This is a genomic window from Solwaraspora sp. WMMA2080, from assembly GCF_027497395.1.
In the GTDB taxonomy this organism is placed as follows: Bacteria; Actinomycetota; Actinomycetes; order Mycobacteriales; family Micromonosporaceae; genus Micromonospora_E.
Genome location: NZ_CP114910.1, coordinates 6,448,699 through 6,462,997, shown reverse-complemented (window position 1 = coordinate 6,462,997; position 14,299 = coordinate 6,448,699). Strand labels below are relative to the sequence as shown.

Genomic DNA, 14,299 nt, shown 5'->3' with positions numbered 1-14,299 from the left:
TCCGACTGGTGCGGCCGACGCCACGGCCGAGGTGGTCAGCCGTGCCAGGAGCGCCACAGGGCAGCGTACGCGCCGTCGGCGGCGATCAACTCGTCGTGGCTGCCCTGCTCGGTGATCCGGCCCTGGTCCAGTACCGCCACCCGGTCTGCGTCGTGGGCCGAGTTCAGCCGGTGTGCGATGGCAATGACGGTCCGCCCGGCCAGTACCGCCGCCAACGCCTGCTCGGTCCGGCGGGCGGTGGTCGGGTCCAGGGCCGCGGTCGCCTCGTCCAGGATCAGGATGTCCGGATCGGCGAGCACCAGCCTGGCGAGCGCCACCTGCTGGGCGTACGCGGCCGGCAGGTCGAGCGCGCCGTCGCCGAGCAAGGTGTCCAGGTCGGCGGGCAGGTCGGCGTACCAGTCGGCACCGACGGTGACCAACGCGGAGCGCAACGTCTCGTCGGACGCCTCGGGGGCGGCGAACCGCAGGTTGTCGCGCAGCGTACCGATGAAGACGTGGTGTTCCTGGGTGACCAGGGCGATCCGGCGACGCCGCTGCGCCGGGTCGAGGTCGATGACCGGGCAGCCGCCGAGGAGCACCGCGCCGTCGCGGGGCACCTCGATGCCGGCGACCAGCCGGGCCAGGGTGGACTTGCCTGCCCCGGACGGGCCGACGATCGCCAGCCGCTGCCCGGCGGCCACCGTCAGGTCGATGCCGCACAGCACGTCGACGCCGCCGCCGTAGCCGAAGGTCAGACCGGTCACCCGCACCTCACGGCCGGTCGGCGTCGCACCCCGGCCGCGCGGCTCCGGCGGCACCTGCCCGACGCCGAGCACCCGGGCGTACGACGCCAGCCCGCGCTGGGCCTGTTCGATCCACTGCAGGATGGTGTCCATCGGGTCGACGGCCTGCTGCAGGTAGAGTGCGGCCGCGACCACCGCCCCGAGGGTGACGGCGTCCCGGTGCAGCAGCAGCCCGCCGACCAGCAACGCGGCGCCGACCGGCAACGCGACGCTGGCCTCGGCCACCGGGAAGTACACCGAACGCAGGGCGAGGGTGGCCCGCCGGGCAGCCCACAGGTCGGCGATCCGCGCGCGGCCCGCGCGGATCCGTTCGTCGCCCAGCCGCAGCGCCTCCACGGTACGGGCGCCGTCGGCAGTGGTGGTCAACGTGTCGGTCAACGCGGCCATCGCCGCGCCCTCGGTCAGGTAGGCCGGCCGGGCCCGACGCAGATACCACCGGGTCACCGCCAGGATCGACGGCAGTCCGATCAGGCCGGCCAGGCCCAGCAGCGGATGCAGCCAGAACACCGCGCCGAAGAGCAGGCCCAGCTGTGCGGTGGCGATCACCACCACCGGCACCACATCGCGGACCATCGTGCCGACCGTGGCGACGTCGCTGGAGCTGCGGGTGGCGAGGTCGCCGGTGCCGGCCCGTTCCACCACCGACACCGGTAGCCCGAGGACGCGGTGCACGAAGTCCTCGCGGAGCCGGGCGACCGCCCGTTCACCGAAGCGCAGCCCGACGTACCGGGCGAAGCGGGTGAGCAGCCCTTGCAGCAGGACGAAGCCGACCAGTGCCGCCGCCAGCCGGTCGACCGCGGCCACCGACGCGCCGACGGTGACCACGTCGACGATCCGGCCGAGCAGCCACGGCCCGGCCAGACCGGCCAGGGCCGCGCCGACGTGCAGCACCAGGATGCCGGCGACCACCCAGCGTTGCTGGCCGAGCAGGTCACCGGTCGCCCGCCGGACGGCACCCGGATCGGCCACCGGCAGTCGACCGGCCGACGGCCCGGTGGTGGCCGGCGCGCCCGCTGGCCCGGAGGCGGTCACGGTTGCCCCGCCCCGGGCGACGACCCGCCGGCCGGGCCTGCGACGTCAGCCAGCTCGCCGCCCCGGGCGACCAGCGCCCGGTAGCCCGGGTCGCCGGCCAGCAGGTCGGCGTGGCTACCGGTCCCGACGACCCGACCGCCCCGCAGGTACGTCACCGTGTCGGTGGCCGCGAGCAGCAGCGGGGACGTGGTGATCAGCACCGTGGTCCGGCCGGCCCGCGCGGTGCGCAGACGGTCGGCGACCCGCGCCTCGGTGTGTGCGTCGACCGCCGAGGTCGGCTCGATCAGGATCAGCATCTCCGGCTCCACCAGCAACGCCCGGGCCAGCCGGACCCGCTGCCGCTGACCGCCGGAGAGGGTACGGGCGCGGCTGCCGATCTGCGTCGCCAGTCCGTCCGGCAGCGACGTCACGACGTCGTCGGCGGACGCGACCCGGAGCGCCGCCCGCACCTGTCGGTCACCGGCCGCGTCCGGCTCGCCGGCCCGCGCACCCTGCAGGATCTGCCGCAGCGTGCCGGCGAACAGGTACGCGTCGTGGTCGGCGACCAGGATCCGGGCCCGCACCTCGTCGAGTGCGACCGCGCCCAGCGGCACCGCGCCCCAGGTCACCCCGGACCGGCGGAACCGGCCCAGCCGGTCGGCCAGGGCCTGCCCGTCGCCCGGGTCGTCGGTCGCCACCCCGATGATCCGGCCGGCCGGCACGGTGAATCCGCTGTCGGGGTCGTGCAGGTCGGCCGGCTGCGGCGGAGCGGCGGAGGTGTGCCGCGCCGGCAGGTTGGTCACCGGGTCGGGGGTGAGCCGCAGCAGGGCCACGATCCGGCGGGCCGCGACCCGGCCCCGGATGAACTGGTAGCTGCCCTCCTGCAGGAACCAGACCGGGACGGTCAGCGCGGCCACGTACCCGTAGACGGCGACCAGCTCCCCGATGGTGATCTCGTCGGCGACCGCCATCCGGGCGGAGAGCCACACCACGGCGGCGAGGAACAGCCCGGGGACGGTGACGGTGAGCGCCTCGATCCAGCTGTTCACCGCCGCGACCCGGTAGCCGTGCCCACGCAGCCGCTGTGAGTGGGCCACGTAGCGGTCGGCGAACAGGGACCGACCGCCGACCCCGGCCAGCACCCGCAGCCCGGCGACGATGTCACCGGCACGGGCGGTGAGCTGGCCCTGTTCCCGCCGATAGGTCTGCTCGGCCCGGTCCAACCGGCGCAGCAGCGGGCCGAGCAGCGCCGCGACCACCGGCACGCCGATCAGGATGACCGCTGCGAGCACCGGCGAGACCGTCCAGAGCAGGACCGCGACCACCAGGTACGCCAGCACCGCGCCGACGCCCGGCCCGGTCAGGGTGAGCACGTGCGAGGTGTGGGTGATGTCGGTGCCGCCGACGGTGGCCACCTCGCCGGTGGCGAGCCGGCTGGGCAGGACCGCGCCGATGCGCGCCAGCTGCCGCGACAGCACCCCGGCGGACCGGGCGGTGGCGTCCTCGCGGATGTAGGTCATCGTGCGGTGCCGAAACACACCGACCACGGAGATCAGCACCCCGGCGGCCAGGACGGCACCGACCCACCATGCCAGTACGGCCCACCGGCCGGGGCGCAGTCCGTCGTCGATCGCCCGGGCCACCAGGTACGGCCGGCCGGCCAGACCGACCATCCAGACCGTACTGAGTAGGGCACCGCGCAGCACCCGCCACGGTTGGCGACACACCAGCCACCACAGGTAGCGCACCGGCCCCCGGATCTCGGGACTACCCGGATCGGGGTGGGGGATCAACGGCGGCACCCGCCCAGGCTAAAACGTCCCAACTCGCGCCGCCGACGCATTTTCCCCCATCTGCCGGCTGTGTCGTCGGTCACCGGCACCGCTGAGCTGGGCCGCGCCGCGACCGGGCAGCTGGCACCGGTCGGGCAGGATCGCGGCAGTCCGACGATTCGATCATGGGGGTGGGCCGACCATGGGATGGTCCTGGCTGGTGTGGCCGGTCGGGCTGCCGTGCTGATGGCCGCCGGATACTCACGGCGACGCTGCCCCGACGTCGGGCGCCCAGCGCGCCCGGCGCGTCTGCTGGTCGACGGCGAGATCCGCGATCGACGCGGCCACGGTCAGCCGCGACGCAGCGCCCCGGCCGGTCGCCGAGGCGGAGCAGCTGCTCACCCGGGCGCAGAACCTCGCCGCCGCCGTGCTCGGCCAGCAGATCATCGACCTGCACCGCCGGTGCGCGCGGGCGCAACGAGGCGCGGCCGGCGGCAACCAAGACGCGGTCGGTGGCACCGGGGAGCGAGGTGACTTCGTCCGGCGGTACCGTCGACTCACCATGGACTACACCGACCTGCTTGCCGACATCGTCGCCGCCGACCGGGCCGACCGGCCGGACGTCGACCGGCTCACCGAGCGGCTGGAGCAGTTGATCGGACGTGGCCGCGAGCTGGCCGACTCGCTCGCCGTACCGGGGAACTGAGCGGATGCGCGGAGCGCGGCCGGCGGCCGGCGGCGGCCGGTGGGTGGAGATCTCCCCGGAGCGTCTGCGGGGCTGGCTGGACGGCTTCTACGGCCGGCACGACGGCGCCGCCGAGGACAGCCTGACCCTGACCGGGGCCAGCAACGGCGACACGGCGACCCTGCACCCGCCGCCCGGCTTCGACGGGATCAACGACGTCGACGGTCTGCTCACCGCACTGATCCGGCCGCCGCGCATCGGCCTGCTGCTGGCCCGCAAGGGTGCGGTGGCGGCCGGTGTCGTCGACGGCACCGCCGTCGTCGTGTCCAAGGTGGAGCGGCACTATGTGCAGGGACGCACCGCCGCCGGCGGGCAATCACAGCAGCGGTACGCCCGGCGGCGCGACAACCAGGCGACGGCGGCGGCCAACCGGGCCGCCGACGTCGTGGCCCGGGTGCTGCTGCCGTACGGCACCGCCGACGCCGAGGAGCCGATCGGCGCACTGGTCTGCGGCGGCGACCGGTTGATGGTCGACGCGGTCCTCGCCGACCGGCGGCTGGCACCGTTGCTGCCGCTGCGCCACCCGCACCTGCTGGACTGCCCCGAGCCACGGCTCGCCGTACTGCAGGACGCCGCAGTCGCCGCCCGCCGAGTCCGCATCCACCTGGTGCCGTAAGCCGGACGCCGCCCGCTCGTCGCCCACAATGGCCGTTGCGCCGAACGTACCTCGCCGACCGCCACGTCGGGCGGCAACCTGGGACATTTACCAGGGTCTACATCCATTGGTCCCGTCCGGTAACACTTTTCCACCAGGATCGGGTGACGACCCGACTACAGAAGGCGTGCCCGACGATGACTGTGACGAGCCGACCGACCACCGACCCGCCGGTCGGGGAACGCGCCGACCAGACCGGCCGGACCGACTGGCACGGGTTCATCCGGCTGGCCCGGCTGCGCTTCCTGCTCTACAACCTGCTCCCGGTGGGGCTCGCGGTGGCGGTCTCGGTGCACCAGGGCTATCCGCTGCACCTCGGCTGGTACGTCCTGGCGCAACTGTTCGCCTGGACGGTCCACCTGATGACGCACTACTGCAACGAGTACTTCGACCTCGCGGCCGACCGGGCCAACGTCTACTTCACCCCGTGGACCGGCGGCAGCCGGGCACTCGTCGACGGGCTGGTGCCACCGGTGGTGGCGTTGGGCACCGCATTCGTCCTGGCCGCCGTGGCACAGTTGATGATCGTCGCGATGCCGGACTGGCCGACCCGGTTGGCCGCCACCGCCGCCGTCGTGCTGGCCTGGTTCTACACCGCGCCGCCCGGCCGGTTCAACTACCGCGGCCTGGGTGAGGTGACCGTCGCGGCGATCCTCAACGGGCTGTGGCCGATTGTCGCTGTGCTGCTGCAGACCGGCACCGTGCCGGTCCTGCTGCTGGTGGTCCTCGCTCCGACCGCGCTGCTGCAGACCGTACGGATGATGGTGATGAACCTCGGCGACCGCCGCTCCGACAAGCAGGTCGGCAAGCGCACGATCCCGGTCATCATCGGCTACGGCCGGGCGGTACGCGTCATCGTCACCGCCCAACCGGTCGCCTACGCCGCGCTGACCGGCTCCGCCCTCGCCGGCTGGGTACCCTGGCTGGTCTGGGCACCGATGACGGCGACCGCGGCGATCTCCGGCTGGCTGGTGCTGCGGCTGTGCCGGGGCGACATGCGCGACCTCGACCCGCGACGGATGACCCCGGTGGTCTTCTGGGCCTCCAACCACGTCTCGCTGATCGTCGGCGCGGCGATGCTCGGCGTCCTGCTCGACGCGGCCCGCACCGGCGCCGACGGCGGCGCGCTCACCCTGCTCGGCGCGGTCCTCGCCGGATACGTGGGCCTGTTCGCCCACCGGCTGTGGCTGGTCGGGCGGACCCGCCCGACCAGCGCCCCGGCCGACCGCCGCTGATCACAGCGGCTGGGGCACCAGCCGGTCCGGCACCGCCCCCGGGGCCGTGCCGGTGCCGGCGGTGGCCGCCGGGGTGCCGACCGCGTCCGTCGCGGTGCCGGCGGCGACCGGCCCGGCCGACGGCCCGACAGCCAGCAACTCGTTGAGCACCTGGATGGCACCGGTGATCCGCAGCAGGGTCTGCTGGATGTCGGCCCGCCGGGCCTCCACCTCGGCGAGCATCTGCTGACCGGCCCGCAACTCGGCCTCCAGCTCGGCGACCCGCTGCTCCACTTGCTCCCGCATACCTGATCCGTCCCGTCGTGGGTCGTCTGTCACTGGTCGGAGATTTCGAACTGCCAGAAGGTCTTCGTGTGCGAGGCGACCGGCTGCCCCGGGATCCAGGTGAGGGCGTACCGGTACGGGCTGTCGCCACGCTTCTGGCCACTGTCCCAGATGTAGCTGTCGTAGTAGGTGTTGCGCAGCTTGCAGACCAGCTCGTTGTCAGCCAGCTTCCTCAGGATCCTCAGCTCACGCTCACCGACGACGACGTCACCGATACGCACCGTCTGCGCGGTCACCTGCCCGGCGTGGATGCTACGGGGCTCGCCGTCAGCGGCCCGGAAGTGAAAACCGGCCGGGTCCACTTCGAGCTGGTACGCGTACCGGCCGCCGTGGTGGAACCGGATGGCGAGCGTCGTGGGCGACACGGTCGGCGGGGTCGTGTCGGCCTGCTGCAACTCCAGGAAGACGAGCTTCCGTCCCGGCTGGACCTCGCCCGCCTCCCGGCGCAACAGCAGATGCCGGTGCTCGGCCCGGACCGCCAGCTGATGCCCGGCGACGGCGACGGTGCCGACCCCGATCTGGCCGGCCGTGTTGATGTTGAGTCGGGCAGCCTGGTTGGTGACCAGCGTCAACGCGCTCGCCGTCCCGGTCCCCACGATCATCCCCGCCGGCGCACCGAACATCCCCGCGTCGTGCGCCATCGCCCAACCGTCCACCTTCGCCGTACGTACCGACAGCTTGGTGCTCCCGGTACCGACCACATCGACCACCCGCCCCCAACCGAATGCGCCCGACAGATCGGCGGTACCGATGCCGACGTGCCCGGCGGCGTTGATACTCAGCCGGGCGGCCTGACCGGTGACGAGGGTCAGCGGGCTGCCGGTCGCGGTGCCGACGACCATCCCCGGCGGCGCACCGAACACGCCCCCGTCGTGCGCCGTCACCCGACCGTCCACGTTCGCCGTACGTACCGACAGCCTGGTGCTCCCGGTACCGACCACATCGACCACCCGCCCCCAACCGGCGGTGTCCCGCGGGTCGGCGGTGCCCACGCCGACATGTCCGTCGGTGCCGATGAAGAGCCTGGTCGTTCCGTCCGCGTCCGATTCGTGGGTTCGCACGTGCAGGCCGCGTCCGGCCGCTGACCGTCCGTCGTACTCCACGGAGAATCCCTGGTTGGTCGCGCCGGCCCAGAACCGGACCCCGCTGCGGTGCTGGTCGTCGGCGGCGACCCGGAACGTCAGATGCCGGTCCTGGTGATCGAAGTCGCCCACGTCGAGACCGGTGCCGGCGGCGACACCGACACCGATGCCGCCCGTCATCGACAGACTGGACAGCTCGGCGGTGGTGCCGTGCACCGCGACGTCGCCGTTGTCGGCCACCGTGATTCGACCGAGCAGCACCGTCGGCCCGTCCAGATCGGGCTCCGCCTCGGCGGGAGCGACCGCCGTCGTCCCGTTCGGGGCGACCACCACCACCTTCGGACGTTCCTCCCAACGCCGGGCGCCGACACCGCCGTCCCCGGTCTGTCCCACGTCCGTCGCGGACTCCTGGTAGGCCAGGCGTACCTCGACGTTCTGCTGGTTGGCGAATGCCGTACCCAGCGGCAGTTCGGCGGCGGCTGCCAGGACGAGGTGCCGGCCCAGGGCGTCGACCGCCATCCCCGCGGACACCGTGACCCGGAACGGCTCGTCCGCGGCGGCCAGGCCCAGGCCCTCGCTGACGCCGGTGAGCCGCAGCAGCCGGCTCTGCCGACGCTCACGGTCCAGGTGGAACCTCTGCTCGTCGATGAAGTCCTGGTCCTCCAGGAACTGCCCGTCGAAGAAGCGGACACGCTTCGAGACGACGTCAGGTTGGGTGTAGTCCGCCATCGGACCTCCTCCGGTTTCAGGTCGAGTCGCGCGTGCCGAGCAACGTGTTGCGGTTGAGGACGAGCCGCTCCGGCTTGCCGCCTTCGCGTTCCTTCAGCTCCTCGGAGACCAGCCGCATCGTGGGCACCACGACCTTGAGCGCGTAGAACGTGTGGGCCGGCTTCTCCCGGTCGATGATCGCCCGTGCGGTCTCCTGCACCCTGCGCAACTCGTCGCCGTCGGCGGCGCCGAGAGTCAGCTGTACCTGGAAGTAGTGGGCGGGTGTGTCGTACCCGTCCAGGATCACCACGTCCTCCCGGGTCACCTGGTCGGCCAACGGGCGCAGGTAGATCTCCAGCATCCGGCGCAGCCCGGCCAGGGTCCCCCGCTGCCGGTACAACGGCACGACCTCCCGGATAAAGCCGCGTTTGGTGTCCACGTCCCAGTCCGCGCGAAGGCTCAACGCCACCCAGCCGGCCAGCCACGGCAGGAAGTCCTCACCGGTGTGCACCGGATCGATGTAGTCGGCCGAACGTCCGATGGTCTGTTCCAGACCCTCGACGTCGTCGCGGCCGGTCAGGATCGCCTCGAAGGCCAGCAGGAACCGGCCGGCGAACGGGTCCTCCCGGAACATCACCGGGAGATGATCGAGGTACCGGCTCATCGTGCGCCCTCCCCGCCGGGCGGGTAGGTCCGGCCGTAGCCGTCGTAGCCGACCAGGTCCAGGCGGGCCAGCCGGGGCAGTTGGTGCACGTCCAGCGCGACGCTGCCCCCCGTGTCACCGGCACCGACGCCACCACCGGCGCCGACCAGGGCGAGCTGGACGTTCTCGATGTAGTCGAGCAGGGGTGACTGCTCGAGTACCGCATACACCTCGGACGGGTGGACTCCCTGTCCGAAGGGCCAGCCGGTGCCGCCGGTACCGCCGGTGAACGGGTCGTAGAACCGGTGCAGCCGGGCCCGAGCGTCGGCGAGCGCCTCGGTCGGCGGAGCATCCTCGCGCAATGCCAGATCGGCCGAGATCCCGATGTCGACGTACTGCGGGCCGACGACATGGTGACGTACGGTCAGCAGCCGACGCGGGGCCAGGAAGTCGTGCAGTTCGGTGGTCAGCTCCTCGGTCGGCACCGGATGGGTGTCGGTCTCCGTACCCGGCGCCGGGACGACGACGACGCTGACGTGTGCCGGGGCGACAGCGGCCGGATCCGTACCGGCGAGGTCACGACCCGCCACGCACCGGACCCGCCGCACCCGGTCCGGCCCGGCGGGCTGTCGCTGCGCCGGCCATACCGTGCCGACCAGGTACTCGTAGTCGTCCGCGGTCGCGGCCCGGTAGCGCTCATGCAGGTCGGCCAGGCTCTGCCGGACGGCGGCGTCGAGCCCACCGGTGGTCGGAGGTGTCCACTCCGGGCCGTTGAGCAGCTGCAGGAAGTTCCGGGTGTGGCTCTGCGGAATCTGGTTGACCTGGTACAGCTGCATCTCGGTCAACCAGGCCAGCATCTCGACCAGGATGACGCCGGGGTCGCTGGGGTTGTGATCGGTCCACTCCGGCAGCAGGACCGGGATGAGCGACCGTGCCTCGCCGACGAGGTCGTCGTAGTCGCGGTCGTCGAGGTTCGGCAACGGAATCGGCACGGCGGTCCTCACGCTGGAAGGGTCACGGTGATCTGGTGTCGCCCGGAATAGACCAGCGCACGTGCCAGCCACCGGGTCAGGTCCGCGGCAACCGGCTCGGCCGCGCCCTGCGCCAGCGAACGGCCGAGGACCGCCGCCAACCGCTCGCCGAGCGACTCGGACCGGGCCACCTGCACCACCTCGAGTTCGCGGACATGGTCGACCCCGTCGACTGCTGTGACCGCCGCGTACATGTCCGAACGGTGCGGCTTGCGGCCGAACGCCCAGCCGGTGCCGTCCGGTCCGCCGGTCAGCGGATGCAGGAAACGGTCCAGGACCTGCTCGACCCGCGCCTGGATCAGCCCGGCGGCCGTCGGGTCGCCGGCCACCACGGTGGCGGTGACGGTCACCTCGATCCACTCCGGGCCGGCCACCCACAGGCCGACGGTCGGCGCGCACCGCGCCCGCAGGTGCCGGTCCACCTGACGCAACAGACCCAGGCTGGGCACCGGTCGGGCGGCGGTGGAGAACGGGACCACGATGACCCCGACCCCACCTGCGTCAGCCTGCTGATGCTCACCGCCCGGCTGTTGGTCCGGGTCCAGCCACAGGTCGAACGGATCGAACCCGCTGGGCGACACCGCCTGCGCCCGGGCCACCTCGGCCGAGGACTCGAACGCGAGGTCCGCGAAGTCGTCGACCGTGACCGCCCGGTCACGGTGGCGTAGCGCCTTGGGCCCCCGTGTCCGCACCCGCTCCATCGGCTCCCAGCCGGACCCGCCGGAAGCGGGCTCGAGGTTGGTCACCGAGTCCAGGTAGGGAACCGCGGACTTCAACGTGGCGATGGTGTCCGCAGGTCGGTTGCCCCGCTCGCCGCCGCCCGTGCGGTAGGTGATCCGGACGTTGTTCTGCCCGATCGGCACCACCTGCCCCGCCTGCCCGTCACCGAATCCGATCTCGCCGGTGGCGGCGTCTATCGTGTAGTGGCGGTCCCCTGGCCCGGAGCGGTGGAAGTCCGTCACCTCGTGCCAGCGTACCCAGACCTGCCCCGCATCGTCGGCGGCCGTGACGGCACCCGCGCCGTCGGCCTCGACGAGCGCGGCCTCCTCCGCCGGTGACGGCCGCTGCGGCTCGCGGACGACGAGTCGCTGGTCGGCCAGCACCGGTGTCTGCGCGGTGGCCAGCCGCTGGCCGGCCTCGGCGAGGCCCGATCCGAGGATCTCCCCGGTGATGGTGGTCGTCTGCGTAGCCCACGTCGTGTTCGGCGAGACCCGACGCAGCCGTGGTGGGATCGCGAAGCCGCCACGCCGGTGTCGCAGTCGCAACCAGCACCGGTGCTGACCGAACGACTCCCGGGCGGTCAGGTCCGGAGGACCGACGAAGCGGACCACGCCGCGGTCGCCCAGCGTCCCGGTCTCGTCGACCGCGATCAACGGCCGCCAACCGTCGGCACCGCTGTACTCCCACACCAGGTCGGCCCGGTCGGTCAGGTCGGCGCCGGCCAGCCGGTCGGCCACCACGTCCTCGGGTGCCGGTGGTTCGACCTGCAGGTAGAGCGTGACCGGCCGGTTGTCGAACGGCTGGTCGAAGCCGAGGTAGAGAGCTCGGTCCCGGTGCGGATTGGGGGTGAAGGGGGTGATCTGCCACCGCTCGTCACCGTCGCGGTGGTGAGTGACGAGACGGAAGTCGTTCTCGGTCACACAGGCCTGGGCCGGGACCGCAGCCGCCAGCCCGGCCCGGGACCGCCACGACAACCTGGTGACGACCGGCGGAGCGAAGGTGGCGTCGACCAGTTCGTAGCCTCCGTCGTCGTCGCGGGTGTAGTGGGCCGCGACCCCGTAGTCGCCGCCGATCAGCCGGACCCGCACCCAGTGCGCCTCGACGCCGTTCACCTCGGTGCGCGCGAACCCGTCCGGTGGGGTGAGCGTCACGGTGGCGCTGTCGGTGAAGGCGTACTGCGGATCGTCGACCATCACCCCCCGCCACGCCGCGCCGTCCCATGCCTCCCAGACGAGTCGTGGGTCGCCATCGGTGCGTACCGGCGGCACCACGGGATCCGCCTGGTCGGCCGGCCCGTTGGTCAGCGTCACGTCGACGACGAGTTCCGCACCCGGCCAGACCAGGCTCGCCGGGCACGCCAGATAGCAGGTGTCGTTGAACCGTGGCTGTTCGCCGAAGGGATAGAAGTCCTTGGTCACGTCCAGTGGGCTGGTGTTGCTGAAGGCCTGTGGCAACGCCACCGGATCCGGTGGCGTCTGCACCCGCGCGTCGATGCCGGTGACGACGGGCAGTTCCCAGTCGTAGCCGACGGACAACGCCGCCAGCCGGGGCAGGATGGCGTACGTCGCCCCGTGGTCGACGATCTCGGCCCGCAGCCAGTGGCCCGGCCGTCCCTGGAACAGCTCGGCCGGCCAGTCGGCCGGCACCCGGAAACTGACCTCGCCGTCGGCGGTGAACGCGAGCGTGCTGTCGACCAGTTCCCCGGCGGCGTCGCCGTCGGACTCCGCCGTCGCGGTGCCGGACTCGCCCAGCCGCCGCCATTCGTCGCCGACCTTGTACGACCACACCAGCCGCACCGGGGTCGCCGGGTCGGCGGGCGTGCCGGGCCGGGCCAGGGTGACCGCGAGCCGGGCCACCGTGCCGGGGACCACCACACCGACGCTGAGGTAGCACCACCGGACCTGACTGCTCTCGCCGAACGGGTAGAACCCGTTGACGGCGGTCTGCGGGGTCCGACGGCCGGACGCGACGGCGTCGAGCGCCAGCCCGGAGACCGGCTGCGGCATCGGCATGTCGAGCTGCGCGCGCAGCCAACCGGCGGTGGTGCCGTCCACATCGTACGCAGGCAGTGGCGGCAGATCGACCAACGTCACCATCCAGGCACCGTCCCACAGCGTCGTCCCGGCCTCGACCGGATGCCACCGGGCGCCGTCCCAGTAGGCCCAGGAGATCGGCCACTCGGCGAGCAGGGCGGCGTGCGAGGCGGTCAGTGCCAGGGTGACCGTCTTGGTTCCCTCGGCGGCGAGAACCGGGTCACAGGCCACGAAGAACCGGTGCGGCACCGGCTGATCGCCGTTGAAGGCGTCGAACGGCTCGTCCCGCTGGCCGGTGGCCGGGGCGCTGCGGTCGGCGTAGGCGTCCTGCGGTGCGTCGTCGACCAGTACGGTCCGCAACTGGGCCGGGGTGACCACCAGATCGGTCACGGTCTCGAAGACGACCTCGTCGTCCTCGCCGTCGCGCGGGGTGGCCGCGACCTGAGTGCCGGCCGGGACCACCGCTTCGGTCTGGCTGCCCTGGGCCAGAGCGAAGGTGAGCGGCACGCGGGCCGGACGCGGCGGCGCCGGCCGGGTCCCGATCAGGTTGAGAAACGCAAGGTAGTCACGTTCCGGCACCTGGTTCAGCCGCTGCACCACCAGTTCGGCGTAGCGGGCGAAGATGCCGATCAGCGCCTGACCGGCGTCCCGCCGCCCGTCGGTGGGCGGCCGCCAGCCGCTGTACCGGGTCGCCAGCGCGGCGGTCTGCGCGGCGAGCGCCTCGCGGTCGCGGGGGTCGATGGGTGGGGGCTGTCCGGTCATGCCAGGTAGAAGGGGTAGACGAGATTGAACCGGCTGTTGGTCGAACGCACCTGGTAGTTGATTTCGATGAGTAGGCGGCGCCGGTCGTCGGGGTCGGGTGCGGCATAGACGTCCAGCACGTCGATCCGTGGTTCCCAGCGGGCCAGTGCCTCCCGCACCGACCGGCTGATCCGCCCGGCGGTGCCGACGTCGTTGACGTCGAACACGAGGTCGTGGATGCCGCAGCCGAAGTCCGGCCGCATCACCCGCTCACCGGGCGCGGTGCCGAGGATGAGCCCGATCGACTGGCGGATCAGGGCCGCGCCGTCGTCGCTGAGCCGGATGCCCTGCCCCGGCTCGTAGCCGAGTGGGAACGCCCAGCCGGTGCCGAGGAATCCGTGGTTCACCGCGCTGGTCACCCGATCGTCACCGTACCCGTGGCCAGGACCGCGCCGCTGGGCAGGTCCTGCGGATCGTTGCAGGTCGACGCGAGGTCACCGGACCTGATCGCCGGCTTTCCGTTGATCCTCACGGTCGCGCTGCCGCCTTCGAGGGTGGCCGTGTTCGACGGCTGTTTCTGAAACGACGTGCCGGGCGCGGTGGGTACGTGCGCCGGGGTGTTCTCGGCGGTGGAGCCGGCCACCGCCGCCGGCTTCCCCATGATCTTGACATCGGCGCTCAGCCCGCCGTTGATGATCCCGGTGAAGGGATGCGGCAACGGTGTAGGAGTCGGCGCGGGTGCCCCGGGCACCATGACGACGTGGATGTCGGTCGCGTTGACCCGGTCACCCTGCTTCGCCGCGAACTGTCCCATGTG

General features: G+C 72.5%; 13 protein-coding genes. 3 read left to right on the top strand and 10 right to left on the bottom strand.

The window, feature by feature from the left end; all coding sequences use genetic code 11:
• Positions 1-35: 35 nt before the first annotated feature.
• The 3 genes from O7543_RS29645 to O7543_RS29635 all read right to left on the bottom strand — a co-directional run bounded on the left by O7543_RS29645 (position 36) and on the right by O7543_RS29635 (position 3,967).
• A complete protein-coding gene (locus tag O7543_RS29645) occupies positions 36-1,814 on the bottom strand; it encodes an ABC transporter ATP-binding protein (protein ID WP_281550847.1) in 1,779 nt (592 codons plus the stop codon).
• Positions 1,811-3,499 carry an ABC transporter ATP-binding protein gene (locus O7543_RS29640; protein ID WP_281555649.1) on the bottom strand — a complete coding sequence of 563 codons (1,689 nt, stop codon included), beginning with the start codon at positions 3,497-3,499 and terminating at the stop codon, positions 1,811-1,813. Before O7543_RS29640 ends, O7543_RS29645 begins: the two co-directional genes overlap by 4 nt.
• 327 nt (positions 3,500-3,826) lie before the next feature.
• Positions 3,827-3,967 (bottom strand): hypothetical protein, encoded by a 141-nt coding sequence (locus tag O7543_RS29635; protein ID WP_281550848.1) that lies wholly within the window; start codon positions 3,965-3,967, stop codon positions 3,827-3,829.
• Between O7543_RS29635 and O7543_RS29630 the strand changes: the two genes are divergently transcribed.
• The 3 genes from O7543_RS29630 to O7543_RS29620 all read left to right on the top strand — a co-directional run bounded on the left by O7543_RS29630 (position 3,900) and on the right by O7543_RS29620 (position 6,200).
• Complete coding sequence (locus O7543_RS29630; RefSeq protein WP_281555650.1) at positions 3,900-4,271, top strand: DUF6403 family protein; 372 nt, start codon at positions 3,900-3,902, stop codon at positions 4,269-4,271. The two genes, O7543_RS29635 and O7543_RS29630, sit on opposite strands and share 68 nt — an antisense overlap.
• A 4-nt stretch (positions 4,272-4,275) precedes the next feature.
• Entirely contained in the window at positions 4,276-4,926 is a 651-nt protein-coding gene (locus O7543_RS29625; protein ID WP_281550849.1) for an acVLRF1 family peptidyl-tRNA hydrolase, read from the top strand.
• Positions 4,927-5,102: 176 nt separating this feature from the next.
• Positions 5,103-6,200, top strand: coding sequence for a prenyltransferase (locus tag O7543_RS29620; protein WP_281550850.1), 1,098 nt, complete (start codon positions 5,103-5,105; stop codon positions 6,198-6,200).
• Here O7543_RS29620 and O7543_RS29615 read toward each other — a convergent pair whose 3' ends face one another.
• From O7543_RS29615 to O7543_RS29585, 7 genes are read right to left on the bottom strand one after another with little or no spacing between them, the layout of a single operon-like run.
• Positions 6,201-6,485: a hypothetical protein gene (locus O7543_RS29615; RefSeq protein WP_281550851.1), complete on the bottom strand. Its 285-nt coding sequence runs from the start codon at positions 6,483-6,485 to the stop codon at positions 6,201-6,203. It abuts the gene before it with no gap.
• 29 nt (positions 6,486-6,514) lie between these two features.
• A complete protein-coding gene (locus O7543_RS29610) occupies positions 6,515-8,335 on the bottom strand; it encodes a hypothetical protein (RefSeq protein WP_281550852.1) in 1,821 nt (606 codons plus the stop codon).
• Between the two features lie 16 nt (positions 8,336-8,351).
• Positions 8,352-8,978 carry a phage tail protein gene (locus O7543_RS29605; RefSeq protein WP_281550853.1) on the bottom strand — a complete coding sequence of 209 codons (627 nt, stop codon included), beginning with the start codon at positions 8,976-8,978 and terminating at the stop codon, positions 8,352-8,354.
• Positions 8,975-9,961, bottom strand: a complete 987-nt coding sequence (locus tag O7543_RS29600; RefSeq protein WP_281550854.1) for a hypothetical protein — start codon at positions 9,959-9,961, stop codon at positions 8,975-8,977. The genes O7543_RS29605 and O7543_RS29600 overlap by 4 nt, the downstream gene beginning before the upstream one ends.
• Positions 9,958-13,503 (bottom strand): putative baseplate assembly protein, encoded by a 3,546-nt coding sequence (locus tag O7543_RS29595; protein WP_281550855.1) that lies wholly within the window; start codon positions 13,501-13,503, stop codon positions 9,958-9,960. Before O7543_RS29595 ends, O7543_RS29600 begins: the two co-directional genes overlap by 4 nt.
• Positions 13,500-13,901 carry a GPW/gp25 family protein gene (locus O7543_RS29590; protein WP_281550856.1) on the bottom strand — a complete coding sequence of 134 codons (402 nt, stop codon included), beginning with the start codon at positions 13,899-13,901 and terminating at the stop codon, positions 13,500-13,502. Before O7543_RS29590 ends, O7543_RS29595 begins: the two co-directional genes overlap by 4 nt.
• The gene (locus O7543_RS29585; RefSeq protein ID WP_281550857.1) at positions 13,898-14,296 is read right to left on the bottom strand and encodes a PAAR domain-containing protein; all 399 of its coding nucleotides are present in this window, start codon (positions 14,294-14,296) and stop codon (positions 13,898-13,900) included. Before O7543_RS29585 ends, O7543_RS29590 begins: the two co-directional genes overlap by 4 nt.
• Positions 14,297-14,299: the final 3 nt, after the last annotated feature.

Coding starts and splice junctions, on each gene's coding strand:
- O7543_RS29625 (WP_281550849.1), top strand. CDS start 4,276: ATGCGCGGAGCGCGGCCGGCGGCCGGCGGCGGCCGGTGGGTGGAGATC.
- O7543_RS29620 (WP_281550850.1), top strand. CDS start 5,103: ATGACTGTGACGAGCCGACCGACCACCGACCCGCCGGTCGGGGAACGC.
- O7543_RS29615 (WP_281550851.1), bottom strand. CDS start 6,485: ATGCGGGAGCAAGTGGAGCAGCGGGTCGCCGAGCTGGAGGCCGAGTTG.
- O7543_RS29610 (WP_281550852.1), bottom strand. CDS start 8,335: ATGGCGGACTACACCCAACCTGACGTCGTCTCGAAGCGTGTCCGCTTC.
- O7543_RS29605 (WP_281550853.1), bottom strand. CDS start 8,978: ATGAGCCGGTACCTCGATCATCTCCCGGTGATGTTCCGGGAGGACCCG.
- O7543_RS29595 (WP_281550855.1), bottom strand. CDS start 13,503: ATGACCGGACAGCCCCCACCCATCGACCCCCGCGACCGCGAGGCGCTC.
- O7543_RS29585 (WP_281550857.1), bottom strand. CDS start 14,296: ATGGGACAGTTCGCGGCGAAGCAGGGTGACCGGGTCAACGCGACCGAC.